The organism is Microbacterium sp. ZW T5_56 (assembly GCF_044987425.1).
GTDB lineage: Bacteria > Actinomycetota > Actinomycetes > Actinomycetales > Microbacteriaceae > Microbacterium.
Genome location: NZ_JBJDRI010000010.1, coordinates 75,738 through 101,354, shown reverse-complemented (window position 1 = coordinate 101,354; position 25,617 = coordinate 75,738). Strand labels below are relative to the sequence as shown.

32 protein-coding genes are annotated in these 25,617 nt (G+C 66.6%); 15 read left to right on the top strand and 17 right to left on the bottom strand.

Annotated elements, in window-relative coordinates:
- Positions 1 to 26: 26 nt before the first annotated feature.
- Positions 27 to 173, top strand: coding sequence for a hypothetical protein (locus ACI3KU_RS07015; RefSeq protein WP_404921582.1), 147 nt, complete (start codon positions 27 to 29; stop codon positions 171 to 173).
- On the opposite strand, the gene ACI3KU_RS07010 is transcribed toward ACI3KU_RS07015, so the two are convergent.
- On the bottom strand, positions 174 to 806 hold the full coding sequence (locus ACI3KU_RS07010; protein ID WP_404921581.1) for a DUF1345 domain-containing protein: 633 nt from the start codon (positions 804 to 806) through the stop codon (positions 174 to 176).
- 151 nt (positions 807 to 957) lie between these two features.
- On the opposite strand from ACI3KU_RS07010, the gene ACI3KU_RS07005 reads away from it, so the two are divergent.
- Positions 958 to 2,442, top strand: a complete 1,485-nt coding sequence (locus tag ACI3KU_RS07005) for a DHA2 family efflux MFS transporter permease subunit (RefSeq protein WP_404921580.1) — start codon at positions 958 to 960, stop codon at positions 2,440 to 2,442.
- A gap of 63 nt (positions 2,443 to 2,505) precedes the next feature.
- Here the strand turns inward: ACI3KU_RS07005 and ACI3KU_RS07000 are convergent, their stop codons facing one another.
- Positions 2,506 to 2,631: a hypothetical protein gene (locus ACI3KU_RS07000; protein WP_404921579.1), complete on the bottom strand. Its 126-nt coding sequence runs from the start codon at positions 2,629 to 2,631 to the stop codon at positions 2,506 to 2,508.
- A gap of 102 nt (positions 2,632 to 2,733) precedes the next feature.
- Between ACI3KU_RS07000 and ACI3KU_RS06995 the strand changes: the two genes are divergently transcribed.
- From ACI3KU_RS06995 to ACI3KU_RS06980, 4 genes are all read left to right on the top strand, one after another.
- Entirely contained in the window at positions 2,734 to 3,897 is a 1,164-nt protein-coding gene (locus ACI3KU_RS06995; RefSeq protein WP_404921578.1) for an AI-2E family transporter, read from the top strand.
- An 11-nt stretch (positions 3,898 to 3,908) separates the two neighbouring features.
- On the top strand, positions 3,909 to 4,682 hold the full coding sequence (locus tag ACI3KU_RS06990; protein ID WP_404921577.1) for an ABC transporter permease: 774 nt from the start codon (positions 3,909 to 3,911) through the stop codon (positions 4,680 to 4,682).
- Between the two features lie 169 nt (positions 4,683 to 4,851).
- Positions 4,852 to 5,904, top strand: coding sequence for a glycoside hydrolase family 3 N-terminal domain-containing protein (locus ACI3KU_RS06985; protein ID WP_404921576.1), 1,053 nt, complete (start codon positions 4,852 to 4,854; stop codon positions 5,902 to 5,904).
- A 52-nt stretch (positions 5,905 to 5,956) separates the two neighbouring features.
- On the top strand, positions 5,957 to 6,319 hold the full coding sequence (locus ACI3KU_RS06980; protein WP_404921575.1) for a nuclear transport factor 2 family protein: 363 nt from the start codon (positions 5,957 to 5,959) through the stop codon (positions 6,317 to 6,319).
- A 9-nt stretch (positions 6,320 to 6,328) separates the two neighbouring features.
- Here the strand turns inward: ACI3KU_RS06980 and ACI3KU_RS06975 are convergent, their stop codons facing one another.
- Positions 6,329 to 7,204 carry a G5 domain-containing protein gene (locus tag ACI3KU_RS06975; RefSeq protein ID WP_404921574.1) on the bottom strand — a complete coding sequence of 292 codons (876 nt, stop codon included), beginning with the start codon at positions 7,202 to 7,204 and terminating at the stop codon, positions 6,329 to 6,331.
- A 135-nt stretch (positions 7,205 to 7,339) separates the two neighbouring features.
- A complete protein-coding gene (locus tag ACI3KU_RS06970; RefSeq protein ID WP_404921573.1) occupies positions 7,340 to 7,741 on the bottom strand; it encodes an MmcQ/YjbR family DNA-binding protein in 402 nt (133 codons plus the stop codon).
- A 184-nt stretch (positions 7,742 to 7,925) separates the two neighbouring features.
- Between ACI3KU_RS06970 and ACI3KU_RS06965 the strand changes: the two genes are divergently transcribed.
- The 3 genes from ACI3KU_RS06965 to arr are packed head-to-tail and all read left to right on the top strand — an operon-like array spanning position 7,926 to position 9,400.
- A complete protein-coding gene (locus ACI3KU_RS06965; protein WP_404921572.1) occupies positions 7,926 to 8,510 on the top strand; it encodes a 1-acyl-sn-glycerol-3-phosphate acyltransferase in 585 nt (194 codons plus the stop codon).
- A 22-nt stretch (positions 8,511 to 8,532) separates the two neighbouring features.
- Positions 8,533 to 8,970: an alternative ribosome rescue aminoacyl-tRNA hydrolase ArfB gene (gene arfB / locus ACI3KU_RS06960; RefSeq protein ID WP_404921571.1), complete on the top strand. Its 438-nt coding sequence runs from the start codon at positions 8,533 to 8,535 to the stop codon at positions 8,968 to 8,970.
- Between the two features lie 22 nt (positions 8,971 to 8,992).
- Positions 8,993 to 9,400: an NAD(+)--rifampin ADP-ribosyltransferase gene (gene arr / locus ACI3KU_RS06955; RefSeq protein WP_404921570.1), complete on the top strand. Its 408-nt coding sequence runs from the start codon at positions 8,993 to 8,995 to the stop codon at positions 9,398 to 9,400.
- On the opposite strand, the gene ACI3KU_RS06950 is transcribed toward arr, so the two are convergent.
- A complete protein-coding gene (locus ACI3KU_RS06950; protein WP_404921569.1) occupies positions 9,393 to 10,559 on the bottom strand; it encodes a hypothetical protein in 1,167 nt (388 codons plus the stop codon). The two genes, arr and ACI3KU_RS06950, sit on opposite strands and share 8 nt — an antisense overlap.
- Before the next feature lie 65 nt (positions 10,560 to 10,624).
- Here ACI3KU_RS06950 and ACI3KU_RS06945 point away from each other — a divergent pair, with 65 nt between their 5' ends.
- Positions 10,625 to 11,059: a VOC family protein gene (locus tag ACI3KU_RS06945; protein ID WP_404921568.1), complete on the top strand. Its 435-nt coding sequence runs from the start codon at positions 10,625 to 10,627 to the stop codon at positions 11,057 to 11,059.
- On the opposite strand, the gene ACI3KU_RS06940 is transcribed toward ACI3KU_RS06945, so the two are convergent.
- The 3 genes from ACI3KU_RS06940 to ACI3KU_RS06930 form a co-directional block, all read right to left on the bottom strand.
- Entirely contained in the window at positions 11,052 to 11,567 is a 516-nt protein-coding gene (locus ACI3KU_RS06940) for a CGNR zinc finger domain-containing protein (protein WP_404921567.1), read from the bottom strand. The two genes, ACI3KU_RS06945 and ACI3KU_RS06940, sit on opposite strands and share 8 nt — an antisense overlap.
- A 288-nt stretch (positions 11,568 to 11,855) precedes the next feature.
- Complete coding sequence (locus ACI3KU_RS06935; protein ID WP_404921592.1) at positions 11,856 to 12,722, bottom strand: GyrI-like domain-containing protein; 867 nt, start codon at positions 12,720 to 12,722, stop codon at positions 11,856 to 11,858.
- 77 nt (positions 12,723 to 12,799) lie between these two features.
- The gene (locus ACI3KU_RS06930; protein WP_404921566.1) at positions 12,800 to 13,876 is read right to left on the bottom strand and encodes a DUF4241 domain-containing protein; all 1,077 of its coding nucleotides are present in this window, start codon (positions 13,874 to 13,876) and stop codon (positions 12,800 to 12,802) included.
- A 107-nt stretch (positions 13,877 to 13,983) separates the two neighbouring features.
- Between ACI3KU_RS06930 and ACI3KU_RS06925 the strand changes: the two genes are divergently transcribed.
- The gene (locus ACI3KU_RS06925) at positions 13,984 to 14,991 is read left to right on the top strand and encodes a hypothetical protein (protein WP_404921565.1); all 1,008 of its coding nucleotides are present in this window, start codon (positions 13,984 to 13,986) and stop codon (positions 14,989 to 14,991) included.
- 116 nt (positions 14,992 to 15,107) lie between these two features.
- On the opposite strand, the gene ACI3KU_RS06920 is transcribed toward ACI3KU_RS06925, so the two are convergent.
- Complete coding sequence (locus ACI3KU_RS06920; protein WP_404921564.1) at positions 15,108 to 16,052, bottom strand: zinc-binding dehydrogenase; 945 nt, start codon at positions 16,050 to 16,052, stop codon at positions 15,108 to 15,110.
- 97 nt (positions 16,053 to 16,149) lie between these two features.
- On the opposite strand from ACI3KU_RS06920, the gene ACI3KU_RS06915 reads away from it, so the two are divergent.
- Positions 16,150 to 16,755 (top strand): TetR/AcrR family transcriptional regulator, encoded by a 606-nt coding sequence (locus ACI3KU_RS06915; protein ID WP_404921563.1) that lies wholly within the window; start codon positions 16,150 to 16,152, stop codon positions 16,753 to 16,755.
- 17 nt (positions 16,756 to 16,772) lie between these two features.
- On the opposite strand, the gene ACI3KU_RS06910 is transcribed toward ACI3KU_RS06915, so the two are convergent.
- From ACI3KU_RS06910 to ACI3KU_RS06885, 6 genes are all read right to left on the bottom strand, one after another.
- On the bottom strand, positions 16,773 to 17,483 hold the full coding sequence (locus ACI3KU_RS06910; RefSeq protein WP_404921562.1) for an HAD family hydrolase: 711 nt from the start codon (positions 17,481 to 17,483) through the stop codon (positions 16,773 to 16,775).
- Positions 17,480 to 18,289, bottom strand: coding sequence for a DNA-formamidopyrimidine glycosylase family protein (locus ACI3KU_RS06905; protein ID WP_404921561.1), 810 nt, complete (start codon positions 18,287 to 18,289; stop codon positions 17,480 to 17,482). Before ACI3KU_RS06905 ends, ACI3KU_RS06910 begins: the two co-directional genes overlap by 4 nt.
- 82 nt (positions 18,290 to 18,371) lie before the next feature.
- Complete coding sequence (locus tag ACI3KU_RS06900; protein ID WP_404921560.1) at positions 18,372 to 18,917, bottom strand: hypothetical protein; 546 nt, start codon at positions 18,915 to 18,917, stop codon at positions 18,372 to 18,374.
- A 137-nt stretch (positions 18,918 to 19,054) separates the two neighbouring features.
- Positions 19,055 to 19,708, bottom strand: a complete 654-nt coding sequence (locus ACI3KU_RS06895; protein WP_404921559.1) for a hypothetical protein — start codon at positions 19,706 to 19,708, stop codon at positions 19,055 to 19,057.
- 82 nt (positions 19,709 to 19,790) lie between these two features.
- On the bottom strand, positions 19,791 to 20,591 hold the full coding sequence (locus ACI3KU_RS06890) for an alpha/beta fold hydrolase (RefSeq protein WP_404921558.1): 801 nt from the start codon (positions 20,589 to 20,591) through the stop codon (positions 19,791 to 19,793).
- A 61-nt stretch (positions 20,592 to 20,652) separates the two neighbouring features.
- Positions 20,653 to 21,015, bottom strand: a complete 363-nt coding sequence (locus ACI3KU_RS06885) for a MerR family transcriptional regulator (RefSeq protein ID WP_404921557.1) — start codon at positions 21,013 to 21,015, stop codon at positions 20,653 to 20,655.
- A 67-nt stretch (positions 21,016 to 21,082) separates the two neighbouring features.
- Between ACI3KU_RS06885 and ACI3KU_RS06880 the strand changes: the two genes are divergently transcribed.
- A complete protein-coding gene (locus ACI3KU_RS06880) occupies positions 21,083 to 22,294 on the top strand; it encodes an MFS transporter (RefSeq protein ID WP_404921556.1) in 1,212 nt (403 codons plus the stop codon).
- Positions 22,295 to 22,355: 61 nt separating this feature from the next.
- Here the strand turns inward: ACI3KU_RS06880 and ACI3KU_RS06875 are convergent, their stop codons facing one another.
- Positions 22,356 to 22,856, bottom strand: coding sequence for a small multidrug efflux protein (locus ACI3KU_RS06875; RefSeq protein WP_404921555.1), 501 nt, complete (start codon positions 22,854 to 22,856; stop codon positions 22,356 to 22,358).
- Positions 22,857 to 23,008: 152 nt separating this feature from the next.
- Here ACI3KU_RS06875 and ACI3KU_RS06870 point away from each other — a divergent pair, with 152 nt between their 5' ends.
- Together ACI3KU_RS06870 and ACI3KU_RS06865 are read left to right on the top strand one after the other, a co-directional pair.
- The gene (locus tag ACI3KU_RS06870; protein ID WP_404921554.1) at positions 23,009 to 24,169 is read left to right on the top strand and encodes a sensor histidine kinase; all 1,161 of its coding nucleotides are present in this window, start codon (positions 23,009 to 23,011) and stop codon (positions 24,167 to 24,169) included.
- On the top strand, positions 24,166 to 24,768 hold the full coding sequence (locus ACI3KU_RS06865) for a DNA-binding response regulator (protein ID WP_404921553.1): 603 nt from the start codon (positions 24,166 to 24,168) through the stop codon (positions 24,766 to 24,768). Before ACI3KU_RS06870 ends, ACI3KU_RS06865 begins: the two co-directional genes overlap by 4 nt.
- Before the next feature lie 44 nt (positions 24,769 to 24,812).
- Here ACI3KU_RS06865 and ACI3KU_RS06860 read toward each other — a convergent pair whose 3' ends face one another.
- Entirely contained in the window at positions 24,813 to 25,523 is a 711-nt protein-coding gene (locus tag ACI3KU_RS06860) for a hypothetical protein (RefSeq protein ID WP_404921552.1), read from the bottom strand.
- Positions 25,524 to 25,617: the final 94 nt, after the last annotated feature.

The window sequence follows — 25,617 nt, the reverse complement described above, 5'->3', positions numbered from 1 at the left end:
CCTATGCCCGGGTCTAGGGTTGCGGCATGAGCACTCCGAATGAACCGCGCCGTCCCACCGACGCCGAGCTCGATGACCGGGACACACCGGAGGAAGTTCTGTGGAAGAACTACATGCCGCGTGCGGTCCCGACCGACCTCGTCCACGGTGAGGGCAACGGCAACCAGCGCTGATCAGGCCAGTCCCGTCACCAGATTGATGACGGTGCCGAGGATCACCGCCCCGAACAGGTACGCGAGCATCGTCTGCGCGATGACGACCTTACGCAGCTGTTTGGTTCGCACGTTCGTGTCTGCCACCTGGTAGGTCATGCCGAGGCCCACGGAGAGGTAGGCGAAGTCGCTGTACTGCGGCGCCTGGTCCTCGTTGAAATCGATCCCGCCCTCCGGCTCGGAGTAGTAGATGCGCGCGTAGCGCAGCATGTAGTTGGTCTGGATGAGGATCCAGGTGGCGATCACGCTTCCCACGGCGATCGCGGCGAGCACCCCGGCCCGCGTGTGGTCGGTGGCGTTGCTCTGCAACACCACGAGCACGACCGCACCGAGCGACACGATGCTGCCGAGCAGGGACAGCGCACGGGCGAAGTCACGACCAGGATCCTCGCGCACGGCGTGGGTCCGGGTTCGCTCCGGATCCATCGGCCACACCGCGAGCAGAATCCACGCCGACACCACCAGGGCAGCGGCGCCCCATCCAGCAAGGGAACCCGCCGCCGGCCCAAGGACGGATCCGACCGACAGCCCCACGACCACCCCGATGATCGCGCTGGTGATGATGCGAACCAGCGGCATGTGCACGAAACGCATGGCGCCATCGTCCCACGACGTTCGACCCGCGTCGCGACGACTCGGGAATGCAATGTCCGACCCTCTCGTTACGCTTATCCAGCAGTCCTCGGGGCGCACCCGTCCCGTCGCACCCGCTCGCATCTCGAGCACTTGAATCAGGAAGCACCTCATGACCGACACCGCCGCCGTATCCACTCGCTCCGGCGCGATGCCCGCGAACGCCAATCGACTCCTCTCCCTTCTTCTCGCGGCGGCCTTCGTCGCCATCCTCAATGAGACGACGATGGGCGTGGCGATCCCGCACCTCATCGACGACCTGCACATCACCGCGGGAGCCGCTCAGTGGCTCACCACCGCGTTCATGCTGACCATGGCCGTGGTCATCCCGACCACGGGCTTCCTGCTGCAGCGCTTCACCACCCGCCAGGTGTTCCTCGCGGCCATCACGCTGTTCAGCGCGGGCACGCTCATCGCGTTCCTGGCGCCCGGCTTCGAGGTGCTGCTCGTCGCGCGCGTCGTTCAGGCGTCCGGCACCGCCGTGATGATGCCGCTCATGATGACGACGGTGATGGAGCTGGTTCCGCCCGCTTCTCGTGGTCGCTTCATGGGCCGCATGAGCATCGTGATGTCGCTCGCGCCCGCCATCGGCCCTACCATGGCCGGTCTCATCCTCGACTCCATCGGCTGGCGCTGGATCTTCGGCATCGTGCTGCCCATCGCCATCCTCGCGATGCTCGCGGGTGCGAAGTGGATGGTCAACGTCGGCGAGCCCAAGAAGGCTCCGCTCGATGTGCTCTCCATCGTGCTGTCGGCGTTCGGCTTCGGCGGCATCGTCTTCGGGCTCAGCCAGATCGGTGGCGCGGAGAAGGCCGCGGCAAGCGGCGACGGTGCGGGCCCGCTGGCGGGCATCACGCTCGCCGCATCGCTGGCCGTCGGCGTGATCGGACTGGCGCTGTTCATCTGGCGCCAGCTGGTGCTTCAGCGCAAGGATGACGCGCTGCTGGATCTGCGCGTCTTCCTCTCGCGCAACTTCACGCTGTCCATCCTGATGATGCTGTTCCTGTCGCTGTCGTTCTTCGGCGCCATCACGGTGCTGCCGCTGTACATGCAGAGCGTGCTGGGCATCTCGGCCCTCGATTCCGGTCTGCTGCTGCTGCCGGGCTCGCTCGCCATGGGTCTGCTCGGACCGCTCATCGGGCGCATCTATGACGCGCGTGGTCCTCGTGTGCTGCTGATTCCGGGCTCGTTCATCGCGGCGGCGGTGCTGTGGTTCTACACCACCCTCACCGCAGACACCAGTGTGTGGGTGATCGGCGTGGCCCAGACGCTGCTGTCGATCGGCCTGGCGATGGCGTTCACCCCGCTGTTCACGGCTTCACTCGGTTCGGTGCAGCGGAGGTTCTACTCACACGGCAGCGCGGTGCTCGGCACCGTGCAGCAGGTGGCGGGTGCCGCAGGAATCGCCCTCATGATCACGATCCTGGAGGCTGCCAAGGCATCCGCGGCGGCTCATGGCGCTGCTGACGGTGTGGCGGGTGCCGCGGGAACCGGGGCCGCGTTCACGATCGCCGCTTCGCTGTCCGTCGTCACCTTCGTGATGTCGTTCTTCATCCGCAAGCCGGCGGACGCGCCCGAGGGTGCGCCCGCACACTGAACGCCGACGGTACGCGGAAGGCCCGGGCGATCGCCCGGGCCTTCTGCATCATCAGAGCGTCGTTCAGCCCTCGGAGATTCCGCACGCGGAACCGCCGCAGCAGGATGCACCTGCGGCGTCATCGCCCAACAGGTTGAGCCCGTTGAGGGCGGGGGTGAGGGGCTGGACGGTCGTCTGAGGAGTGGTCATGGCGCAATGCTACTCGCCTCGCGGCACATCACGGGCGTCAGACGAGGACTGTCCGTGCCGCACACTACTCTGGTCAGAACACGTTCGCAGAGGGGAGCGGAAATGAAGAAGCGACCGCTGGAGTTCTCCGTTTCCAGCAGGCAGCCCGTCGCCGCCAGCTCGTTCCGGGTGCAGCCGTTCATCTGGGGTCTGCTCGGAGGCCTGGGTGTGCTCGTTGCCCTCACGATCGGCATGGTCATCGGTCAGATGGCCACTGTCCTCGTCTACGTGGGCGTGGCGCTGTTCCTTGCGCTCGGACTGGACCCGGTCATCTCGTTCCTGGAGCGACGAATGCCGCGTAGCGCGGCCGTCGGCATCGTCGTGGCGATCGTGTTGATCGTGTTCGCCGGCATCCTGTGGGCCATCGTGCCGGTGATCATCGAGCAGATCACGAACCTCACGCAGACGCTGCCGAAGGTCGTCCGCGATGTGCAGGCGTCCGACTGGTACCACGACATCACCACACGCTACGGTTCCAACATCCAGGAGGCGCTGAACAGCGCGCTGTCGTTCATTCAAGACCCGAACAACATTTTCTCGGTGGGCGGCGGCATCGTGCAGGTGGGCTCCGGGATCGCAAGCGGCGTGACCGGCGTGATCATCGTGCTCATCCTCACGCTCTACTTCATGGCATCGTTGCGCGGCATGAAGCGCGTGGCGGTGCGCTTCGTTCCCGCCTACCAGCGCGCAGGATTCAGCGACGTGATGGAGGACGTGTCGGCAGCGGTCGGCCGCTATGTGATCGGGCAGGCGAGCCTCGCCTCGATCAACGGCGTGCTGACACTGACTCTTATGCTCGTCGTGCAAGCTCCCATGCCCGTGCTGCTCGCCCTCATCGCGTTCATCGGCTCGTGCATCCCCCTGGTCGGCACCCTTTCTGCCTCGGTGATCAATACGACCATCGTGCTCATCGGCGCTCTCGCGAGCGGTGGCAGCTACGTCCCGGCGATCGTCGTGGGCATCTGGTACCTGGTCTACATGCAGATCGAGGCCTACGTGCTCAGCCCGCGCATCATGGCCAAGGCAGTTGCCGTGCCCGGTGCCGTCGTGGTGATCGGTGCCGTGGCTGGTGGTGCGATCGGTGGCATCCTGGGCGCGCTCGTCGCGATCCCGGTCGCAGCGAGCGTGATCATCATCCTGCAGCAGGTGGTGTTCCCCCGCCAGGATCGGAAAGTCGCCGACCCCGATCCCGTCGAGATCGGCACCGCCGAGGGCAACACTCACTGATCCGTGTCAGCATGTCGATCGACCTGGTGAGTTCGTCGGCACTGCTGCCCTCGCTGGTCGGCGCAGCGGTGCTTGCCACGATCACCACTGGAGCGCTGTATGCCGCCGGTATCGCGCACCCGGGCTCCGCTGTCACCGCGATCGGGCGCGGCGTCATCCAACTCGCAGTGATCAGCGTGCTCCTGAGTGGGGTGATCTCATCTCCCGGCTGGATCGCACTCGCTCTGGTGGTCATGTTCGCCATTGCGATCACCGTCGCGGCACAGCGAACGTTTGCGCACGGCACCCGTTGGCGGGGGCTTCTCGTCTGCGGGAGCGCCATGCTCGCGGGCATTCTCACGGCGACCACCGTCGTTTTCACGACCGGCGCACTTGACCTCACGCCGCGGTACGCACTGGCGATCGGGGCGATCGTCATCGGCAACGCGATGAGCATGGCAACCCTCACCGGACGCGGTTTCGTGCACGCCGTGCAGGAGCGCTGGGATCAGGTGGAAGGGTGGCTGGCTCTGGGTGCCACGCCTCGACGTGCGACCGCGGACATCGGCCGCCTCGCGGTGCGTGAAGCGCTCATTCCCTCGCTCGATCAGACCCGCACGACGGGGCTCGTGGTGCTCCCCGGCGCGTTCGTCGGGGCCATCTTCGGCGGGATCTCACCGCTGGAGGCGGGCCGATTCCAGATCGTCGTGCTCGCCACGATCCTCTGCGCGGGGGCGATCACGGCACTTCTGATCTGGGCGTGGCAGGGGAACGTGAGGGTTCGGCCGGACCCGGTCACGAGCTGAGGCCCCCAGACGAACGTCGGAGACCGGACGTACGGTGGAGAGGATGTCTTACCGCTCCCCTCTCTTTCGCCGCATTCTGGGCGCGACGGCGGCTGTCCTCCTCCTCGGGCTCGCCGCGTGCGCCCCTGAACCGGCGGCTGGACCCGCTTCCACGCCATCTCAGACCCGCATGGCGTCGCCCTCCGTGACCCCCTCGCCGACGCCCACACCCACGCCGGACGTCGCGGCGGAACTCGTTGCGGCGATGAGCGTTCGCGACCGTCTCGCGTCGCTCCTGATCCTTCATTCCGCCGGAACCGACCCGGCGGCGCTGAAGACGTTCGTGGATGCGTATCACCCGGGTGGGCTGATCCTGATGGGCGACAACGTCGGTGCGGGCATCACGGACGTCGCAGCGATCACCCGAGCCGTGTCTGCAGACCCGCCACTGATTCTCTCGATCGATGAGGAGGGCGGCGATGTGGCCCGGCTGCCCGAGGATGACCTGCCCGCCGGCCACCACCTTGCCGAGGCTCCGGCACAGAGTACGACCGATGCCTTCACGCAGCGCGCGGCCCTGGTGAGGCAGGCCGGGCTCAACACCAACTTCGGCATCGTCGCCGACATCACGGCCGACCCGGACTCGTTCATCTTCTCCCGGGTCCTCGGAACCGACCCCGGTTCCGCGTCTGAGCGCGTCGCCGCCGCTGTTCGGGCGGAGGCGTCGGCCGGCGTGCTCTCGACGCTCAAGCATTTCCCAGGACACGGTGCTGCCGCGGGCGACTCACACTCTTCCCTGCCTCACACGGATCTCGACTTCGACCGCTGGAAGGCCGCCGAGGCCCGACCCTTTGCGGCTGGAATCGACGCGGGGGCAGATGCCGTGATGCTGGGTCACCTGGTGTACTCGGCGGTCGATTCGCTTCCAGCGTCGCTGTCGCCACGCTGGCACGACATCCTGCGCGACGATCTGGATTTCGACGGCCTGATCGTCTCGGACGACATGGGGATGCTGGAGAACTCGGGCGATCCGGTCTACGCGGGTCGCGTCACGAACGCCGTGTCTGCCCTCGTGGCGGGCACGACGATGCTCGTGATCGTCGCCGACGGACCCCATCCGATCTCGCCGGCGGACCTACTGAGTGGTCTCGAAGCCGCGGTCGCAGACGGTCGCCTTCCTCTCGCCACGGTGAACGCGGCCGCAGAGCTGGCAATGGAGCAGCGCCTGGCTCTCACAAGCTGACTCCCCCGGTTCGATCTGGCCCAATGTCGGAGGCCCGAGCCAGACTTGCTCCATGACAAACGCAACCGACTTCGTGGCGCGCTACCTCACCGCGTGGCGGACGAACGACCCCGCCGACATCTCCGCGGTCTTCGCGCCGGACGCGGTCTACCATCCGCGTCCGAACGCGTCGCAGATCGCCTCCGGCATTGACGAGATCGTCCCGTTCTGGTTGGCAGAGCGCGACGAACCCGGCACCTGGGAGTTCGAGTGGTCCATCGCCGCGGAAGATGCGAATGCCGCCGCCATTCGGGGTGTCACCACCTATCCGACCGGTGCGAAGCAGGGCACATACGACAACCTCTGGCTCGTGCGCTTCGATGACGACGGCCGCGCCGTGGAGTTCACGGACTGGTGGATCGCCCGAAAGAAGTGACCATGCGGATCAGTCTCGCTCGCACGCCCAGCCGTCGTTGTTGCGATCGAGGCCATAAATGTCGGAGCCGATGACGCGGGCGACGCCGTCCAAGTAGGCAGGTCCGTCGCCGGTACCCCAGGCACAGTCGACGTCGGATGCGATGGGGACGCACGCTTCCGCGTAGTTCGGGTCGCATCCGTCGTCCTCCGCGACCGCTTCCTCCACTCCGCCGACGAAGGTCTGCGGCGGGACATATGTGCCGTTGGCGATCACCTGTCCGACTGGCTCCACCGTCGTTGTGCGGGATACCTCGACCCGTTCCGTCTCGATGCCGTCGACCGTCGTCACTCGATACACGACCGCGATCTCGCCCGGCTGGCCGACGGTCGTGACGCGCGTCTCGCCCTGCGGGATGGTGTTGTCGTCAACCACGGATTCGGTGAATGCGATGGGCTCGGTGACGGTCTGTTCGCTCACCACGACCACCGGGGTCGGCACAGCTTCCGGGGCGGGCGCCGTCGCGGCTCGCTCCGTGTGAGTAGTGGGCGTGGGCTCCATGGCGGCAAAGCCAACAGGCGTGCTCGCCGAAGGTTTGTCGGCGTGCTGAGTCACCGAGGTGATCACGGAGGCGATCACGAGGACAACGGCCGCACCCGCAACCGTCATTGCGGCGGTGCGGCGGGATCGGAGCCCCAGCCAGGTCGGCGTGCCGCGCGCCAGACTGATGATGCCGGCCACGAGGACGACAAGAGAAGCCAGAACCAGCAGCGGCGCAAGAACCGCAGCCAGGATCACCGTCACACCGCCGATGGCGATCCAGGCCCACCAGGGCACCCTGCCGAACAGAGAGCGCTGCTGTTGCGCGGGCATCGGAGACGTGGGATCGCGAGCGTCGGGCCGCATAGGTTCCTCTCCCGAACCCTCCACCACACGGACGGAGCCGCTTCTGAGCGCGCGACAGCTTTGTCGCATCGGGGCCGGGGACGGGTTCGAATGTTCCGGACAGCTTACGGAATCCGTCCCTCACCGTCCAATGCGTCACGACTCAGCGAAGCCCATCCGCTCGTCCAGCTCCCGGCGGAGGTAACGGGGAGCCTGAACGCGCCAGGACTCGATGATGAGCTCCTCAAGATGCTCGGCATCGATCCCGCCCATGCGAAACGCGATCTTCGGCTCACCCCAACGTGTGGTCTGTGCCAAGAACACGTCGGGATGCATCTCGCGCAGTGCCTCGGCGTCGATCGATTGGGCGACCTTCACCCCGACGACCAGCTCCCGCTCGATGATCTCGCGCAGCTCCGCCGGGATGCTCGGCCAGGCTCGGCACTCCCACACGAAGGCTTTGTTGCGTACGAACCATGCCGGACCGGCCGTCGTCTCGCGCTCCTCGCTGCCCGGCAGATCGTCCGCGATACGGCGCACCTCATCGATCACTGGCATGGTCCGAGCGTACGGGTGGCTTCCGACATCAGGCACGCGTGCCCGAGGTGAAAGCGAAACAGCGGCCCCGCGCACTCCCGACAACTTAGGTGCCCACCACGACACCGCTCTCCGGCGCGACGCGCCGGAACTTGCGGGTGTTCACGTACGGCGGTGAGCATATGCGCTCGCCTACGGTGGAGGGATGCTCTCTCGGCTGATCGCGCGCCTGTTCTGGTCACTGTCTCGGTGGCGGCTGGTCTCCGAGCCCGCCCCTACCCGCCCGAGCATCCTGATCGGCGCTCCGCACACGTCGAACTGGGACTTCGTGCTGATGCTGGCCATCGCCTGGTCACTGCGCATCGATGTTCGCTGGCTGGGCAAGAAGAGCCTGTTCCGCGGCTGGCGCGGAGGCATCATGCGCCGGCTGGGCGGCATCCCGGTTGACCGTTCCGACCCGAGTCGCGTCGTTGCCGAGGTCGTCGATCGCATCCGCTCGGGTGAGGTGTTCAGCCTCGTCGTCACTCCGGACGGCACTCGGAGCGGTCACACCCACTGGAAGAGCGGGTTCTATCGCATCGCCCGCGAAACGGGGATGCCGGTGACGCTCGGTTATGTCGACCGCACCACCATGACAACCGGGCTCGGGCCCACGCTGGGGCTCACCGGCGACATCTCGGCCGACATGGATCGCATTCGTGCGTTCTACGCGGACAAGGCAGGCCTGCGCCCCGAGCACCGCGTGGAGCCGCGGCTGCGCGAAGAGCAGGACCCGAACGCGCCCAGCTGAGCCGATGCGGCACACTGGAGGCATGGATGATCTTCGCGTGATGCCCGGCCCGGGCATTCCTCGCGGGCTCATCATTCCCGCTTCCGCGTTGGTCGAGCAGTTCTCCCACGCCTCCGGCCCCGGGGGTCAGGGCGTCAACACCGCCGATTCCCGCGTTCAACTGTCCGTCGACCTCACGCTGCTGCCCCTCCCCGACGCTCAGCGCGAGCGAGTCGTCGCCCAACTCGCTGCCCGCATCAGCGACACCACGCTGATCGTCACCGCCAGCGAGCATCGATCGCAGCTGCGCAACCGCATGGCTGCGCGCGAGCGGGTCGCCCAGTTGATCCGGGAGGCCGTGGCGCCAGAGACGCCGAGACGGGCAACGCGACCAACGCGGTCTTCGCAGCGTCGCCGTCTGGAGGCGAAGCGCAGTCGCAGCGAGACGAAGCAGAATCGGCGACCTCCTGCCTCGGACTGACGGCGCGGCCTACGCTGTCAGGATGAACGCAGTCCTCGATGACGGCCCGTTCTTCCACGGGACCAAGGCGAACCTGACCATCGGCGACCTCCTCACCGCCGGATTCCGCTCGAACTATCGGCCGGAGATCGTGATGAACCACATCTACTTCACGGCGCTGAAGGACGGAGCAGGGCTCGCGGCGGAACTGGCCGCGGGCGACGGTGCGCCGCGGGTCTACCTCGTCGAGCCCACCGGCGAGTTCGAGAACGATCCGAACGTGACCGACAAGAAGTTCCCCGGCAATCCGACCCGCTCCTATCGCAGCACCGCGCCCCTGCGGGTGCTCGCGGAGGTCGATGACTGGACACGCCTCGCACCGGAGGTGCTGCAGGATTGGCGCGACCGCATCGCCGCGATCAACGCGAACGGCGGCGAGATCATCAACTGAGATCTTTGCTGCGCGACCACCCCTGTTGTGGGAAGTCGATGCGCTCGCCGTCAGCGGTGAAGCCACCCAACGGCCGCAGCGCGAAACCGGGTGGAAGGTCATCGGCGAGAAAGAAGGCGTCGAACAGTTCGGCTGCCGCGGCGGCGTCGAACACCTCGTGAGCTGCGACGGTGACCTCCACGGAGGGCAGGGAGATCGTCTGATCGATCGGCTGAGCGACGGAGACGTGCCGCCCCACGACCGATTGGATGGCCACGAATCCCGGCACGGAGGCACCAGGAAGACACACTTCGACAGTCATGCGCTCGGCGCTGCCCGCGCACTGGATGTAGCGGAGCTGCGCAACGTCGGTGTTGGGCACACCGCCATCCGCATCCAGGATGATCGCCCAGCGCTCCGTTCCGTCCAGCCGCGAGAGCGAGAAAAGGAAACCGTTGCGATCTCGATTACGGGAGATCGTGATTGAGATCCGCGGGCGGGATTCCTCCAGATACGTCATCGTGTGCGTGGGGCGGAGTGCCTCGCGGAAGTCTACGTACGCCGCCGGGCCGCGAAGGTAGGCATCCAAGTACTCGAACTCTCCGGCCTCCCAGAAGTACGACCCACGGTTTCCGCCTGCAATCGCTGCCGCTAAGAGCGTCAACGCGTCGTCGACGCGGCCCGCAGCGGCCAGCGTGCAGATCTGCCGCCGGAGATCGTGAACGCTGCGATTCCTCGCGGGGTCGACGACAAGATCCGCAAAGGCTGCCAACGTGGGCGTCTCTTCGATGAACGTGAGGCGGGCTCGCTCGAACTCGTCAAACACCCCCTCCCAATCGGCGGGGTCATCGTCTGAGACCTCCATGCTGCCGCGCGCGATCGAGAGTGGTGAAGCGCTGAGACCACTCAGGTGGCGATGCACGGGAACGCGCGGTGGCGTTTTGCCGGGCACGACAGCCGCCCAGTACACCTCGTCGATCGCGCGTGGCTTGACCTTGACTTCCCAGCTGATCGAACTCAGCCCGGTGCGGCGATCGGTGCGTCCGATCCACGACGAGAAGCTGCAGATGTACACGTCATCGACGATGTACGGTCCACCGTGATAGCGCAGACCACGGCGCCGAGCCGCCAGCCGCCGCTCGGCGCTCCACTTCCGCTGCACGTCCGTCTGCTTCGCCATGACGCCCCCTCGCACTTTCGCACCTCGGCCACCCCTGGCGAGGAATCACAGCGTAGCCTGACGCCATGACAGTGCGCATGGACAACATCGGGATCGTGGTGCAGGACCTCGACACCACGATCGCCTTCTTCGAGGCGCTCGGGTTGGTGCTCGATGGGCGCGCATCGATTGACGACCCCTGGGCGGGTCGTGTGACGGGACTGATGGATCAACAGGTCGACATCGCCATGATGAGGACGCCGGGCGGGGACGTCAGCCTCGAGCTTTCACGATTCCGGGCACCGGACGTGATCGCGGATCATCGAGACGCGCCGGTGAACGCCTTCGGCTATCTTCGCGTGATGTTCGAGGTGGAGGATCTGGACGATGTCCTCGTCCGGCTCCGGGACCACGGCGCAGAACTCGTCGGCGAGGTCGTCGCCTACGCGGACGTCTATCGCCTGTGTTACGTCCGTGGCCCGGAGTCGATCCTGCTGGGTCTCGCCGAGCGGATCAGCTGATCCCACAGGCACGAGCGGCTCCGCGATGACGGCGCACCGCCTCGTAGTTGCCGCACGTGGTGCTGCAGTACGCGCGGCGACCGTTGCGGCTGGTGTCCACGAACACTGCGGGGCATCCGCTGCGCTCGCACGCGCCGAGCCGTGTTCCCTCCGCCTCCACGGAGAAGATCGCCAGACCTCCGGCTGTGACGGCCTGCACACGCGCGACGAGATCATCGTTCTCGGCCGCGAAGTGCAGGTGCGGGCGGAGCTCATCATGCGTGGTCAGATACGCATGCGATGTACCCACGGCCAGGAGCGCGTTGATGGCCTCGATCCGCTCCGGCACGGAACGGGCCGCGAACGCGGCGCGCAGCTCCATCGCCCATAAGCGCAACCGCTCACACGCCTCCTCCGACAGCTCACGTCGACGGATGGCGTGTTCGGTGAGCAGCTCGGCGACGGCCGCGCGACTCCACCCCCGACCCGCCAGCGTCACCAGGTCCGCCGCCAACAGCGGACCCGTCATGTTGTCATGGTTGAACTGCACTGACTCATTGCATCACAGTCGAGAAGACGGCACCAGCGGGCGTCGGCAACGACGAGCAGGAGGAACGATGTACAGCGAAGCGCACCAGCATGACTGGGTTCAGGAATCAGCGCACGCCACGAGCGAAGGGTGGATCCGCTACGAGAAGTGTCGGTGCGGAACCTACCGAGTCATGTCGGATGGTCGCATGCTGGGAACGGTGACGAGCACGACGCGTGTCGCTCGCGCGGGTTCACGCCGCGCTCGCCCGTTCACACGCGCCTGACGTCAGGCGCGCTCGATCGGAAGCCACAGCTCGCACGTGGCGGTGCTGAAGTCCTCCGAGCGGTCGATCACGGCGACGATCGACGGACCGGGCCGCAGTCGCCAGGGGTTAGAAGGGAACCACTCGGTCGCTGTTGCGGCCCACACCGACTGCAGGGCCGCGGGGTATGGACCCTCAGAACGGAAGACAGCCCATGAGCCGTCCGGAACCTCGATCACGTCGAGAGCGTTGGGGACCGCAGCGTTCTCCGTCACGGCCACCCCGTGCAGGTAGGTGAGCTCCGCGCCCTCGCTGTAGTCGGCGTCCACGTCGTCGCTCACCTGCAGCAGCCCGCGCGGCTCGGTGTTGCTGAGAGCCTTCAGGCGTGCGTGTTCTTCGACAGGAAGACCCGCGATGTGGGCCTGGATGTGCGGATTCACGCCCTCGTGGATGAGCGGAACCCGCGCGGCATGACCGACAAGGCGGAAGGCGGGTCGGTGAGTGATTCGTGCATCCATGGAGATGCTCCCTTCGACGGTCAGGCGGAACCTGAGCTGTGGTTGGCTGCGAAGGGGGCCACCGTCGCGACGTACGTCGCCATGACTGACACCGTGCACGGCGCGGAAGGCGCGACCGAAGGCTTCGATCGACCCATATCCGTATCGCACCGCGATGGAGAGCAGATCGTCATCGCCGACGACGTCCGCTGCCGCCACGGTCATGCGGCGCCGACGGACATACTCGGATACCGGCATGCCCGCCAGCGACGAGAACATCCGCCGCGCGTGGTATCCCGTGGTTCCCGATCGCGCCGCGAGCGCATCGATATCGATGTCGGCGCCGAGATGCGACTCGATCTCGTCGACGATGCGGTTGAGGATCTCGATCATCATGGCTCCCTTCGATATCCACTCTGCGGTGGGCCGCGCACGCGCGCCCGATCAGCCGAGACCGATCCGATCGGGTCTCAGAGAGCGATGAGAACGCCGTTCTCATCTGCGGTGACGAGCACCAGGAAATCGACCACCAGCTGCGCGATGTCGCCCTGCGCATCCACGCCCCAGTACACGGGGTAGCTGCCGTCGCCGTAGCCTGAATCCACGACGACGCCGACGTCACCCGTCGGCAGCCCGAAGGTCATCGCGGCCGGGCGCGCGGCGGCCAGGTAGGTGCCATCAGCCGCGGCCTTGTCGCGGCGTGACATCGACGCGTATGCGGCGTAGTCGACGATGCACACGCACCCGGCGTCTACGCCGATGACGTGACCGCTCTCAGGAAGCGAAGCCGGATGCCACGCGACCGGCTCGTGGTCGCTGAAACGCACCCGGACCGCCGCGTTGCGGCCGAACGCGGTCACGCGCTCGATGGGATACGAACCGGGCGCCACCCGACGCGCGAGCGGACGCGCGTCGTCGTTGTCGTAGCCGAAGTCGATGACCGCGAGCGCGCCGCTGGAGGTGGTGAGAGTTCCGACGGATGAGACCTCCGCTCGAATCGTGTGCTGGTCGTCCGGGCGCGCGACGTCACGCTCGGTGAAGTTGCGTACTTCATCGAGCAAGCGCTGCTCCGGGGGCACATCGGTGAACGGAGCGTCGGGCTTGCTCGTGGCGAGGTTCGACTCGATGGTGACCCGGTCGACGAACGGCGCCGTCGGTTCGCCGTAGTGGTCGGCGATCGCGACGATCCGCCAATCCGATCCTTCGCGCTGCAGGGCATACTCGTGCAGGCTCTTGACCACCGAGGTGGTCTGCGTGATCACGTACGCAGTGTCCCCGTGGACATCCACGCGCACGAACTCCTCAGCCTCGGGACCGTACTCGGCCGGCCTCCCGAAGGACCCTGCGAGGTCGAGACTCGACGTCTCCGAGAAGTGGTTGTGCCGCGTCGCCGCCATGAGCTCACCCCAGACGACGAACGCCCGACGCGGATGCTCAGGGTCCCGGATCTCGAACTCGGGAGCCGCGATCCGCCATTGCGCCTCGTACTCCGCCATGAACTTCTGGACGCGCTCCTCGGGAGATGCGCACACGTTCGTGTCTGCCATGTGGCCAACGCTACCGTCGCCGACCACGGCGATACCCAGATGTGAGCCGCCGAGCCAGCAGATTCGTCATGTCTCCTGACCAACGCGGATCGCCCTAGGCTGATCGCATGGGACAGGGGCGACGACGAACGCGATGGGCGGGTATCGGCGCCATCGTGGCGGCAGCACTCGCACTCACCGGGTGCACGGGCGCGCGTTCGGATTTCTCGCAGGAGTTTCGTGGAGATCCAGCCATCGCCGAGATGGAGCTCACGACGGGCGACAACATGCCGTTCACCGACGGCGTGCGGGCAGAGGTGACGCTGTCTCACGACCTCGCTCACGCGGACACGGCGGAACTGCTGACGCGGCTCAGCGCGTTCATCCGCGAACACGGTGACGAGCCCGTCCGGGTCTCTGTCACCGCCCCAGCCGGCGACATCACGCTGCCCGTGTTCGGCGACGACGCAGTGACCGCGGCCGCGGTGACCGCGGCATCAGACATCGCGGCCGATCCCCTGGTCACCAACGTGACGCTGCGCGGACCGTCGCAGGACAGTCGCATCACGGGCGTCGGCATCGTGATCGAACCGGACCTGGCGACGGCCTTCGCTCTCGCTCATTCGGCACCCGAGCGGCTCGCGCCGCTTGCCGGCCCGGGTGGCGCGTACGTATCGGTGAGTGACTCCGGATTGGCGATCCGACTTGAGGGAGCGCCCGGGCAGTGGCTCGATGACACGGAGTCGTCGTGGGCTCAGGTGAATCCGGCGTTCCCGGTGATCGGTGTGCGCGGTGATCAGGACCGGATCACGCTGATTCTTGAGAACGAGGCCGATGTTCCGGGAGCGCAGGCGATCGTGCAGGCCGTCGCTCCCCCGCCACTGATCCCGGTGCATTTCGGCAGTCCGCTGGTCCAGCTTGGCCAGAACGGGACCGGCGACGAAGTGCGGGTCATGCTGGCGCAGCTCGATGCGCCGACGCTCGCCTTGATCCGACTCGTGTGGACCACGGATTCCCGAGCGGTGTTCCGTGCGGCGAATGACGCGGATGCCGCCACCCTGGAACGCGCGCTGGCGCAGCTTCCCGAGGAGGCTCGCGGCGGACTTGAGGTGGAAGTGGACGTCGAGAAGGACTGACGAGACTTGTCGGTCATTACGCGAACGGACGTGCGCACCTCGGCATTGAGTGCCGAGATGCGCTCCGTCCGGTGCCGCTGCCAGAGGTCCTCAGAGCGACTCGGACGTCCGCAGTTTCACGCGTCGAGACGGGCGACCAGGCGACCGTTGACCTCGCCACGGCGCAGCCGCTCGAGCCCGTCGGGAATCTCGGCGAACCCGATCTCCTCCGCCTTGACCACGACGCGACCGTCGCCCATCAGCTCGATGACCTCCTCCAGGTGCTCCGGCACCCCCGCAACCGTCGCGCCCTGCAGGTCGACGGCGCGGCTGACCAGGTCGATGGAGTTCAGAGTCCACTCGGAACGTCCGAGCCCGACAAGCACCACGCGACCACGCGTCTTCACGGCGCGGATGGCTCCGGATGTCGTCGTGCCGAATCCGGCGAAGTCGATGATGACGTCGAGATCGCGGCCTTCGAGCTCAGCGACATCGGCGACAACCTCGCTGACCCCGAAGCTCCTTGCCGTCTCCCAGAGCGCTTCGCGCGGCTCGACCCCCACCACAGTCGCGCCCTTCGCGACGGCGATCTGCGCGCCGGTCATGCCCAGCCCGCCGAGGCCGACGATGCCGACCCGGTCACCTAGCTGGACCTTGCCGTAGACGACCACGCCCGTGTAGGAGGTGAGGCCGGCATCCGTCGCGGCAGCGGCCTGCGACCAGTCCATGCCTTCCGGCAGGCGCACGAGGCGATCCGCCGTGATCAGCACGTACTCGGCATAGGCTCCGTCACGCGAAACGCCCGGTGCATCCTCGGGCGAGATCGCGCTCACCACGGCGTCGCCGATGCTCCAGTCGGTGACCCCCTCCCCGAGTTCGGCGATGCGGCCCGACACCTCGTGGCCGAGAATCGCCGGCAACGGGATCGTGAGCGGAATCACACCCTCCATGTACCCGACGTCGCTGTGGCAGAGCCCGGAGGCCACCACTTCCACGAGCACCTGACCGGGGCCGGGCGTCGGTCGCGGGACCTCCGCCTCCCGCAGGTCGCCGTCAACTTCATCGAGGAGCCACGCCTTCATGGTCACGTCCTTCGTCCAGACTGAATAGATCATCCGCGGCGCTCACGCCGCTCGACGTTAGCTTACGACACGATAGACACTGTCTACCAGGAGTGGAATGATCACCCAGACTCAGCGCCGTGCCCGGCTGCGGGACGCGTCCGACCCGAACTCTCTGTCCACCCGTCGGCAGCTCCGCACTGCATACGAAGACGCCGCGACCGAACACGTGCGGCGCGTCAGCGTGAGCTGGCTCTGTGAACGGGCCGGGGTCGGGCGCTCAACGTTCTACACGCACTTCTCAGCGGTCGAGGATCTTGCGGCGTATGTGGTGACGTCCGGTTTCGATGAGCTCGCCGAGGAGGACATTCGTGCTCGCAGCTCTGGCGTCTCCGGTTCCGACGCCGCGCACGCGGGACTCGCGCGGGTGGTCGCCATGCTGGCGGATCAGCGTGCCGTGATCGAGTACTCGTTCGCCGAGGGTTCCCGCTCCTCCGTGGTCGCGAACATGGTCTCGTGGTTCGCCCTCTACACGCGCGACACGATCGCCCGGGCCTACGACGACCGCGATGACGCGCAGATCGATCTCATCGCGGAATTCGTGAGCGCCGGTGTCGTCCATGCAGCCTTGTTGGCGCTCGAGCAGGGGACGATCACGAACCACGAAGACATCGTCGATCTCCTATCCGCGATGCTGCCGGAGGCACTGCGCGCGACGAGCTAGCTTCCGCTACGGGATTCCTACAGATGCCACGCCTCCGGCCCTTCGTCGGCAGCCGCTGCCAATGCGGCGTCGATGACCGCCGCGAGTCCCGGCGCGCCCGCGCGATCGCGCTCGATCCGCGCTGCACGCATTCCCGCCCTGATAGCACCGACAACATCCTGCTCTGGATTGTCCCCAATGAAGAGGCAGCTGTGGGGTTCGACTTGGAGAGATCGCGCGAGGGCGAGGAAGGCAGCCCGATCCGGTTTCTGTGCGCCGATTGCTTCGGACACGCAGATGGCGTCGAAGTGGTCGTCAAGACCTGTCACTGACAGTTTCCGGCGCTGCTGATCCTCACTTCCGTTGGTCAGCAGCCCCAGACGTAGGCCGCGCTGACGGAGCATCGCCAAGACCTCGGTGACGTCCGGGTACAGTCGCCAAGCCCGCTCGTAGTCGATCAGGTATCGGTCGAAGAGACGGTCGAGATCGTCCGGGTCATCGGTGTGGTTGATACCCAACTCGGCGAGAACGCGCCTGAGGCGACGCCGCCGCTGTTCCCCGAACGTGATCCGTCCCGCTCGCCACTGTTCAAACTCGGCTCCTTCGACGGCGAACCAGAAGGTGACGATCTCATCTGTCGGCTCCACACCCAGCCCGCGGAGGAACTCCCGGACGCCCGTCGTGGCGGATCCGCGGTGATCGAACAGGGTTCCGTCGAGGTCGAACCCGACGACACGGACCCTGCTCATGCTTGGCAGTGCGGGCAGAACTGGGCGGATGCCCCGGAGAAGACCTCGTCCACGATCACCGTGCCGCAGACGGGGCACAGTTCCCCGCCGCGCCCGTGGACGATCATCGCCTCGACTTTCGATTGTTTGAGCCGTTCCGGCGCCACGCCGCGGCGATCCTCAAGGGCACCCCGCATGATGTCGACGATCGCGTCATACAGCCGCTCCCGCGCTGACTCATCGAGGGCGACCGCATGCAGGCCGTGCGGCAATCGCGCGCGATGCAGGATCTCGTCGGAGTACGCGTTGCCGATGCCTGCGATCGACGGCTGCTCCTGCAGCAAGGCCTTGATCTGCTTCCGGCGCGTCCCGAGCGCCCGTTCGAGATCGTCTCGCGAGAACTCGGGTGCCAGCGGATCAGGACCGAGTGCGGCAATACCGGAGACGTCCGTGGGAACATCGACAACCGCGGCGGTGACCGCGAGGAAGTCCCCCGTGTCGACCACCTGGATCCGCACGCCATCGTCAAAGCCGATCCGCATGACCTCCGGAACCGGCGGCTCATCGATCGCCTCACCGGCATCGCGCCAGCGAAGCCACCCGTTGCGCCCGAATCCCACCATCAGCCACCCGGCGGTCGTCTGGAATCCGATGTGCTTGCCGAAGCGCTGCACGCGGTTGATCGTCGCCCCGACAAGCGAAGCCGGAGGACGATCGCGTGTCTTCACGACGCGGAACTCGGCAACATCCAGGTCGGTGATCGAGCGACCGACGACCCGCTCATCGACGAACTCGACCAGCGCCTGCACCTCAGGAGACTCGGGCATGCGCCCATCCTCGCACCGCCGGGTCACGCATGGCGAGGACCTGCATGTGTGCTGTCATCGCCGCGGTCGGAGCGCCCGATGCTCACTGCTCGGAGGTTCGTGCGCTGTTCACAACGTCCACGATGAGGCGGGGGTCGACGTCGAGGGTGCCGGCCGCGATCGCGCGCCGACGCCGCTTGCCGTTGTCCTGTCGCGTGAACACCACACGGGCTGCACTCAGACCGGCTGGTGCGAGGATCTCGGCGCGCGTTCCGTCGCGGACCCACTCCTCGGCACGGAGCCGGGGAGAGAGCGCCGTCAACCGGTCGATCGCAGGAAAGATCACGGCGTCCGGCGTGATCGTGACCGCCAGCTCGGGGAGGTAAGCCTTTCGCCGAAGCTGCCGCACTGCGAATACACACATCGCAACCGGAATCATGAACAGCACGATGGTGACGAGGACGCCGCCCACGGAGAAATCACGCGTTTCAACCATCGCGAAGAGGAGTAACCCTGGACCGAAGAGAGCGATCAGAAGCGCAAGCACCATGATCAGGATCGACCTCGTGCGCATCAGACGCCGAAGCTTCTGCTCCGCGAAGGTGCGATCGGGCTCCCGGTATCGCACCACCAACACGGCGTCAGACATCACAGTTCACCCCAGCCCACCGGTCGGAGTCGTGTCGGTCGTTGTCGACAGAGCTGATCATGCGATTCCCCCCTCGGATACGCGCCGGTCTCTGCGCCGAACCCGCCGACAGCTTACACAGCGGCGCCTTCCCGGGCTCAGAACGGTAGGTCGCGTGAGCCGGGAGCCGCGATGAGGATGCCGGTGATCTTGCCGGTGCCGTTATAGGCCACACGACCGATCCACTCGCCGGCCTCGTGCTGCAGGGTCACCTGCACGATCGCGCCGGTGCTCAGGTGCCGATTGGCGAGTTTGCCGAGCGCCGTGCTGCCATCCGGAGTCTGTGTCGTCGCATCGACGCAGGCATCCAGGCGGCCGGATTCACTCCGGACCTGCTCCCACACGCCCATCAGCTTGCGCCTGCTCAGCGCACGACTGCAGGCGTAGGTCATGTGCGCTCGCACCGCTTCGTAGTCACCGGCGTCCAAGTGCGCGAACACCTCGCTCGTGCGATCCGAAAGGTCTGTCACCGATGCCGTCATCATCTCTCCTTCATTCCTGCTGCCGAATCGTTTGAACGCGGCCTGCCGACTCACGCCGAGCGTGTCGCCGATCTCCTGCCAGGAAACATCGTGCGTACGCGCGATGGAGACGAGCTCCTGCAGGCGCTCACGCGAACGACGCACCAGCTCATCCGCGTGTTGGATCATCAGGACCTCGTCGCCGGCGCGGGACGGCGTCCCCTGCCCACCCGCCTCCACGAGGGAAGCGAGGTCGGCAAGCGACAAGCCATGCGCCGGTGATTCGTCCATGGGGCGAGCGTACGGGCGAGGGTTGTGAGTGTCAACCTACGGATGACACTCACAACTGACTCGCGATCAGCCCTGTCCTCCGTCAGCCCTGCAGCTCGAGCCGGTCGAGCCAGTGACCGATGAGGTCGCAGACGACAGCCGACGACTCAACCTGGGGGCTGTGACCGACGTCGGTGAGGATCGCGGTGCTCATGTGGGGGTAGTGCTCCAGCAGGCTCAACTGGTCGTGCCACCCCACGAGCGCATCGTTTCGCGTGGTGATCAACAGGTGCTGTCCGTCATGCGGCGCGGCTGTCGCCTCGGGAAGTCGAGGCAGGAGGAACTCGGCTTCGAGCTCCGCAGCTGCGTCGCGGTCATGAGCCTCCCACCCCGGGAGGATGTGCGTGGTGAAGAGTTCCCATCCGGGCTGGTCCAATCGGGTCATGACGGCCGCGAAGAGCTCCCGCTCTGAGGCGGGGAGCTGTGCAAGCAGCGCCTCATCTCGACCAACGGTCGTCATCGCGGGCAGAATCCGATCCTCGCCCCAGGTGACGACAGGCACCAGCAGAGCCATTCCGAGGACCTGCACCCCGAGGCGAGCAGTGACGGCACGCGCGATCTGCCCGCCGAAGGACTGGCCGACCACGACGAAGGGCTCGCTCCCGATCGTGTTCTCGATCCAGTCGATCACCGCGTCCGCGAGCGCACTCGCCGTTGTCACACCGGGGAGGCGGGGGCTGTTGCCGTGACCGGGCAGGTCGACATAGATCCGCCGAAGACTCGCCTCCCCGGAGAAGGCGGCTTCGAGAGGGAGCAGGACGCGATGATCGACGGTGTAGCCGTGGATCATGACGACGGGCATGCCGTGGCCGCGTTCGGTGGACCAGATGCTCTGTGATGACATAGAGGAACCGTAAAACCATCACACCAATGTCATGGTCAAATGAGCAGGGAACCCGAGTTCGTCAGGCCAATTCACTGACGGCACCGAGGTAGCCGTCGATGGCGTTGCGGTTGCGGATCAGGCACTCGATACGCCGAGTCATCTGATCACGTTCGCGCTGCAGGGTGGCGAGCATCTCCGGCGTCGCGTCGGCGAAATGAATGGTGCGCGGCTTGTCCAGGCAGGGCAGGATCTGCTTGATGATGCGCGTGGGAAGGCCTGCCTCGAGAAGTCCTCGGATCTGGATCACGCGGTCCACCAGATAGTCGTCGTAGTCGCGGTAGCCGTTATGGAGCCGCTTCGGCTCGATCAGTCCCTGCTCCTCGTAGTAGCGCAGGGAACGCGCCGGGGTGTCGGTCTGCGTGGACAGTTCACCGATTCTCATGCGCGACTTCCCTTCTCGCCCAGTGGATTTGACCTTGACATTAGTGTCAAGCATCGACAGTAGCCGAATGACTACCGCCACTCCCCCGTTCAACGGCGCCCGACGTTCGGAAAAATTGCCGATCGCAAACCTGGTCGCCCTCGGCGCGGCCGGTTTCCTCACAATTCTCACGGAGGCGCTGCCCGCGGGCCTGCTGCCCGCGATGAGTGCCGATCTCGGAGTGACCGAATCGGTCGCGGGACAGCTCGTGACCGTCTATGCGATCGGATCGGCTGCGGCAGCCGTGCCGCTGACCGCCGCAACCGTCCGCTGGCCGCGCAAACGACTCCTCGTCCTCGCTCTCGTCGGCTTTGTCTTGTCGAACGCGACCGCTACGCTGTCCACCCTGTTCGCGGTGACGATCGTTGCGCGGGTCATCGGTGGCGCTGCCGCCGGTCTGCTGTGGGGGCTCCTCGCCGGCTACGCCCGGCGCCTGGTCCCCGCCCATCAACGCGGCAGAGCCACCGCGATCGCCATGGCCGGCACGCCCATCGCCCTATCCATCGGCATCCCCGCGGGCACCTCTCTCGCGAACCTCATCGGGTGGCGGTGGACGTTCGGAATCGTCACGGTGCTCACCATCGCGCTGATCGTGCGGGTGATCGCCGCCGTCCCCGATTTCGCCGGCACAACCGCGACGGAACGAGTACCGTTCCGTCACGTTCTGCGCACCCCCGGAATCGCCGCCGTGCTGATCGTGACGCTGACCTTCGTCCTCGCACACAACCTGCTGTACACCTACATCGCGCCCCTTCTCGACGAGTACGGGTTGGGATATCGAGTGGACCTCGTGCTCTTGATCTTCGGCGTCGCAGCTCTCGCGAGCATCGGGATCACCGGCGCGCTGATCGACCGACACCTTCGCCGCCTGATGATCGCTGCCTGCGCTCTGTTCGCGGCCGCCACACTTCTGCTGGGCGTCTCATCGGGCGTCGCCGGGTTGGTCTATTTCTCGGCTGCAGTCTGGGGGCTCGGCTTCGGCGGGACAGCGACACTGCTACAGACCGCGTCAGCCGACGTCGCGGGCGCCGCGAGCGATATCGCTCAGTCTCTGATCGTCACGTGTTGGAACATCGGCATCGCCGCGGGCGCCCTCGGTGGAGGTCTCATCCTCACCACCGGGGCCGCATCTCTCCCCTGGTGGACCCTGGTGTTCGTCGGAACGGCCCTCATCGTGACGATCGCGGCGCACCGCCACGGGTTCCCTCGCGCCAGACGATCGCTGAGCCCGCGGCGATGACGGCGCTCCTCGAGATGCCGAGAGGACGGGCGAGAGACGACAGTGCTGCGGGTGATCGCGGTCAGGCCACGGCGCCGATGACACCCGTGGCGATCAGCGTGACGATCGTGGTCCACAGGGCGATCGCGGCCGCCTGCCAGGCGAGCACGCGCACCGGTGGCACGCCCGTCGAGGTGAGTGCGGCAGCCGTGAACTGCGTGGGCAGCAGCAGCGGGCCGAGCAGGCTCACGCCGGGGGTTCCGTATCGGTGATAAGCACGCTCGAACTTCTCTCGCCGAGCAGTGGCGGGCGTGTCTCCGCCTGTGCGGCGCTTCGTCACGGCGGTACGGACTCGCGAGGTCACCATCACGACGATCGCCACGCAGATGAGATTTCCGATTGCTGCGGAGAGGGCCGCGACGATCGGATGGATGCCGCCGATGATGCCGATAGCTGCGGCACCTTCTCCCTCGATGAAGGGCACCGCGCCGGCCAGTGCCACGACAAGCGGCTGAACGAGGTCCGGCACCCCCGCGACAAGGTTCTGGAAACCGAGGACGAGGTCGGACACGATATTCGACATTGCTGCTCCCGAGGGGTGAGTCCGCGGTGTGCTCCGCGGTGATTCCATCCCATCGAAAGCGCCCGCTCCGCGGCAGTGTCAGAGTGTCATGACGGGCCGGGAGGATTCGTTCGGCGGTCCATGACAAATGTCATGGCCGTACAGTTGCCGACGTGAGCACTTCCCCACCCGCTACCCACGCACGCGACGTTCGTGCCACGTGGTGGTACACGGCGGTCTCGATCATGGCGCTGCAGGTGTTCGGCCTCTCGGTGTGGACACTCGTGGTGGCATCGAATGAGCCTGTGCCGACGACTGTGCTTTTCCTCATCGGCGCGTCCGGCTCGACGGCGGCCGCCGTCCTGCTGCTCGTGCGCTATTGGCGAGAACCGCTGGACGACGGCGAGGCAACGGCGGGCCGACCCGTGTGGCCGCTCGTGCTCGCGGGTATCGCCTCTGCGATCCTCGTCGGCGCCACCGGTGGGTCCCTGTTGCTCGGCACCGCCTTGGCAGCGCAGTCGCTGTGCCTGATTCGGTGGCGGGCCCGCATCCGGATCCGGCTCGTGCTGCTGCTCGTCGCGATGATCATTGCGGCGTGGGTCATCGAGGCGACCCGCCTCAACCCCGCAGGACACATGTCCCAGCTCGCCGCGCTGGGTCTCCTCGTCGCGATGCTTCCACCGGTGTCGGCAACGTCGCTGTGGTGGTGGGACATCGTGCGCGAGCTCGACCGCGCCCGCCGTGCCGAGGGACGTCTCGCCGCAGCCCAGGAACGCCTGCGCCTCGCAAACGATCTTCACGACCTGCAGGGACATCACCTGCAGGTCATCGCTCTGCAGCTCGAGCTCGCCGAGAAGATGCTCGCGCGCGACCCCGCCGCGGCGGCTCAGCAGGTGAGACTCGCCCGTACGAGTGTCGACGAAGCGCGCCGTGGCACTCGAGAGCTGGCCACGCGCTTCCGCGGTGTACCGCTTCCGGACGAGCTCGCAAACGCCGCCGACCTGCTGCGCGCGGCCGGCCTGCGCGTCGATCTCGTCATGGCACCTGATGCCGCCGATGCCCCCGCCGACGTGCTGGGACCCGTGGTTCGCGAGTGCACGACGAATGTGCTGAAGCATGGTGGCGGAGGCTGGGCCGCCCTCTCCCTCCTCCGCGATCGCGGGGCGTGGGTGTTCACGCTCGAGAATGATGCCCGCTCGACAGGCGGCAGCGGGGGCAGCGGTCTGGCCGGCATCGCCGAGCGCGTGGAGAGCGAGCGTGGGGCTGTGGAAACCAAGCACGATGGCGATCGATTCCGCGTGACCGTTTCGGTGCCCGAGGATGTGGTGTCATGATCCGTGTGCTCATCGCTGACGACGAGGACATGATCCGCACGGCCCTGGCGGCTCTTCTCCGTCTCGAGCCGGACCTCGAGGTCGTGAGCGAGTGCCGTGACGGGGAGACCGCGATCACAGACGCTGAACGTCTGCGCCCAGATGTGTGCCTCCTCGACCTCGAGATGCCCGGTCTCGACGGCGTGAACACAGCCGCGCAGATCCTCCGACGCGTCCCGACCCGCTGCGTGATCGTCACCCGTCACGCACGCCCAGGGGTGCTTCGGCGGGCGCTCGGCGCGGGCGTCCACGGGTTCCTGCCGAAATCTCGACCCGCCGACGACGTAGCCGCGGTCATCCGCGAGGTCGCAGCAGGACGCCGCTATGTCGACCCCGAGATCGCCGCCGATGCGCTGAGCGACGAGCGCAGCCCGCTCACCGACCGAGAGCTCGATGTGCTGCGTGCCGGTGCGCGTGGAGAGACGATCACCGAGATCGCGGCCGTCCTTCATCTGTCGCCGGGAACCGTACGCAATCACGTCTCAGCAGTGCTCGGCAAGCTGGGTCTCGCCAGCCGACAGCAGGCGACGATCCACGCGCACGAGCGCGGGTGGATCTGAGCGGGGCGGGTACTGCGCACACGGAGGCTCTTTCGCCGGGGGCGTCAGGAGAAGAGCTGACGAAGTGCGTCGAGGTCTCCGGAGTCAACAATGTTCTGGACGGTGTCGATCGTCTCCTGGTTCACGAACATGCCCTTGAGCGTCTCGTTCCATATCTCCCGCACGGCGTCCACGTCGCCCGAATCCACTGCTTCGCCTGCGGCTTCGATTGCCTCCTCGTACGGAAGCTGCTGGAACCCCTCTGGCGCGTCATCGGGGGCGAAGAGGGACAGCCAGGGAATCGACGGATCGGGAGTGAGCCACAGCACCTGCCCCGGTTGGATCATGCGCACATGGTTCATAGAGCCGAGAGCCGGGTAGGCGCAGAGCCGTTCAGCGATCACGGCTTCGACATCGCCGGGCTCGACGGTGTATGTCGCTGGATTGCCGTCCGCATCGAATGTCACCTCGCCCTGCGCGAACTCACGAGCGCCCAGGTCGCGGAGCGTCCCTTTCCGCTCCCCGTACAGTCCACCGTCGCCGGAGACGTCCGACATGCGGGCGCACGCCTCTGACTCCGTCGGTTCCGGCGTTGGTGAAGCCTCAGCAATTGGCACTGTTGCCTGCGTCGGAGATGCCGCGGTGACCGGCGTTGCGGCAGGGGATGTCTCGACCGTCTCAGGTGCCGCTGACGGGGCGGCGGTGCATCCGGCGATTCCGATGGCGGCCACCGCGAGCGCAGCCATGATGCTGGAGAACTTCGCCGTGCGAGACATGACGCCATATTGGCAGACCCGAGTCAGAAGTTCGACGAAGGCCCGGTGACGGCGGCGTCGGCCGCGTGTCGGTCCACCCGTCCGCCAGTTCGGC

What these genes read in the sequence shown, in the direction of transcription:
- ACI3KU_RS07015 (WP_404921582.1), top strand. Translation starts at nt 27, where the DNA reads ATGAGCACTCCGAATGAACCGCGCCGTCCCACCGACGCCGAGCTCGAT.
- ACI3KU_RS07010 (WP_404921581.1), bottom strand. Translation starts at nt 806, where the DNA reads ATGCGTTTCGTGCACATGCCGCTGGTTCGCATCATCACCAGCGCGATC.
- ACI3KU_RS07005 (WP_404921580.1), top strand. Translation starts at nt 958, where the DNA reads ATGACCGACACCGCCGCCGTATCCACTCGCTCCGGCGCGATGCCCGCG.
- ACI3KU_RS07000 (WP_404921579.1), bottom strand. Translation starts at nt 2,631, where the DNA reads ATGACCACTCCTCAGACGACCGTCCAGCCCCTCACCCCCGCCCTCAAC.
- ACI3KU_RS06995 (WP_404921578.1), top strand. Translation starts at nt 2,734, where the DNA reads ATGAAGAAGCGACCGCTGGAGTTCTCCGTTTCCAGCAGGCAGCCCGTC.
- ACI3KU_RS06990 (WP_404921577.1), top strand. Translation starts at nt 3,909, where the DNA reads ATGTCGATCGACCTGGTGAGTTCGTCGGCACTGCTGCCCTCGCTGGTC.
- ACI3KU_RS06985 (WP_404921576.1), top strand. Translation starts at nt 4,852, where the DNA reads ATGGCGTCGCCCTCCGTGACCCCCTCGCCGACGCCCACACCCACGCCG.
- ACI3KU_RS06980 (WP_404921575.1), top strand. Translation starts at nt 5,957, where the DNA reads ATGACAAACGCAACCGACTTCGTGGCGCGCTACCTCACCGCGTGGCGG.
- ACI3KU_RS06975 (WP_404921574.1), bottom strand. Translation starts at nt 7,204, where the DNA reads ATGCGGCCCGACGCTCGCGATCCCACGTCTCCGATGCCCGCGCAACAG.
- ACI3KU_RS06970 (WP_404921573.1), bottom strand. Translation starts at nt 7,741, where the DNA reads ATGCCAGTGATCGATGAGGTGCGCCGTATCGCGGACGATCTGCCGGGC.
- ACI3KU_RS06965 (WP_404921572.1), top strand. Translation starts at nt 7,926, where the DNA reads ATGCTCTCTCGGCTGATCGCGCGCCTGTTCTGGTCACTGTCTCGGTGG.
- arfB (WP_404921571.1), top strand. Translation starts at nt 8,533, where the DNA reads ATGGATGATCTTCGCGTGATGCCCGGCCCGGGCATTCCTCGCGGGCTC.
- arr (WP_404921570.1), top strand. Translation starts at nt 8,993, where the DNA reads ATGAACGCAGTCCTCGATGACGGCCCGTTCTTCCACGGGACCAAGGCG.
- ACI3KU_RS06950 (WP_404921569.1), bottom strand. Translation starts at nt 10,559, where the DNA reads ATGGCGAAGCAGACGGACGTGCAGCGGAAGTGGAGCGCCGAGCGGCGG.
- ACI3KU_RS06945 (WP_404921568.1), top strand. Translation starts at nt 10,625, where the DNA reads ATGACAGTGCGCATGGACAACATCGGGATCGTGGTGCAGGACCTCGAC.
- ACI3KU_RS06940 (WP_404921567.1), bottom strand. Translation starts at nt 11,567, where the DNA reads ATGACGGGTCCGCTGTTGGCGGCGGACCTGGTGACGCTGGCGGGTCGG.
- ACI3KU_RS06935 (WP_404921592.1), bottom strand. Translation starts at nt 12,722, where the DNA reads ATGATCGAGATCCTCAACCGCATCGTCGACGAGATCGAGTCGCATCTC.
- ACI3KU_RS06930 (WP_404921566.1), bottom strand. Translation starts at nt 13,876, where the DNA reads ATGGCAGACACGAACGTGTGCGCATCTCCCGAGGAGCGCGTCCAGAAG.
- ACI3KU_RS06925 (WP_404921565.1), top strand. Translation starts at nt 13,984, where the DNA reads ATGGGACAGGGGCGACGACGAACGCGATGGGCGGGTATCGGCGCCATC.
- ACI3KU_RS06920 (WP_404921564.1), bottom strand. Translation starts at nt 16,052, where the DNA reads ATGAAGGCGTGGCTCCTCGATGAAGTTGACGGCGACCTGCGGGAGGCG.
- ACI3KU_RS06915 (WP_404921563.1), top strand. Translation starts at nt 16,150, where the DNA reads ATGATCACCCAGACTCAGCGCCGTGCCCGGCTGCGGGACGCGTCCGAC.
- ACI3KU_RS06910 (WP_404921562.1), bottom strand. Translation starts at nt 17,483, where the DNA reads ATGAGCAGGGTCCGTGTCGTCGGGTTCGACCTCGACGGAACCCTGTTC.
- ACI3KU_RS06905 (WP_404921561.1), bottom strand. Translation starts at nt 18,289, where the DNA reads ATGCCCGAGTCTCCTGAGGTGCAGGCGCTGGTCGAGTTCGTCGATGAG.
- ACI3KU_RS06900 (WP_404921560.1), bottom strand. Translation starts at nt 18,917, where the DNA reads ATGTCTGACGCCGTGTTGGTGGTGCGATACCGGGAGCCCGATCGCACC.
- ACI3KU_RS06895 (WP_404921559.1), bottom strand. Translation starts at nt 19,708, where the DNA reads ATGGACGAATCACCGGCGCATGGCTTGTCGCTTGCCGACCTCGCTTCC.
- ACI3KU_RS06890 (WP_404921558.1), bottom strand. Translation starts at nt 20,591, where the DNA reads ATGTCATCACAGAGCATCTGGTCCACCGAACGCGGCCACGGCATGCCC.
- ACI3KU_RS06885 (WP_404921557.1), bottom strand. Translation starts at nt 21,015, where the DNA reads ATGAGAATCGGTGAACTGTCCACGCAGACCGACACCCCGGCGCGTTCC.
- ACI3KU_RS06880 (WP_404921556.1), top strand. Translation starts at nt 21,083, where the DNA reads ATGACTACCGCCACTCCCCCGTTCAACGGCGCCCGACGTTCGGAAAAA.
- ACI3KU_RS06875 (WP_404921555.1), bottom strand. Translation starts at nt 22,856, where the DNA reads ATGTCGAATATCGTGTCCGACCTCGTCCTCGGTTTCCAGAACCTTGTC.
- ACI3KU_RS06865 (WP_404921553.1), top strand. Translation starts at nt 24,166, where the DNA reads ATGATCCGTGTGCTCATCGCTGACGACGAGGACATGATCCGCACGGCC.
- ACI3KU_RS06860 (WP_404921552.1), bottom strand. Translation starts at nt 25,523, where the DNA reads ATGTCTCGCACGGCGAAGTTCTCCAGCATCATGGCTGCGCTCGCGGTG.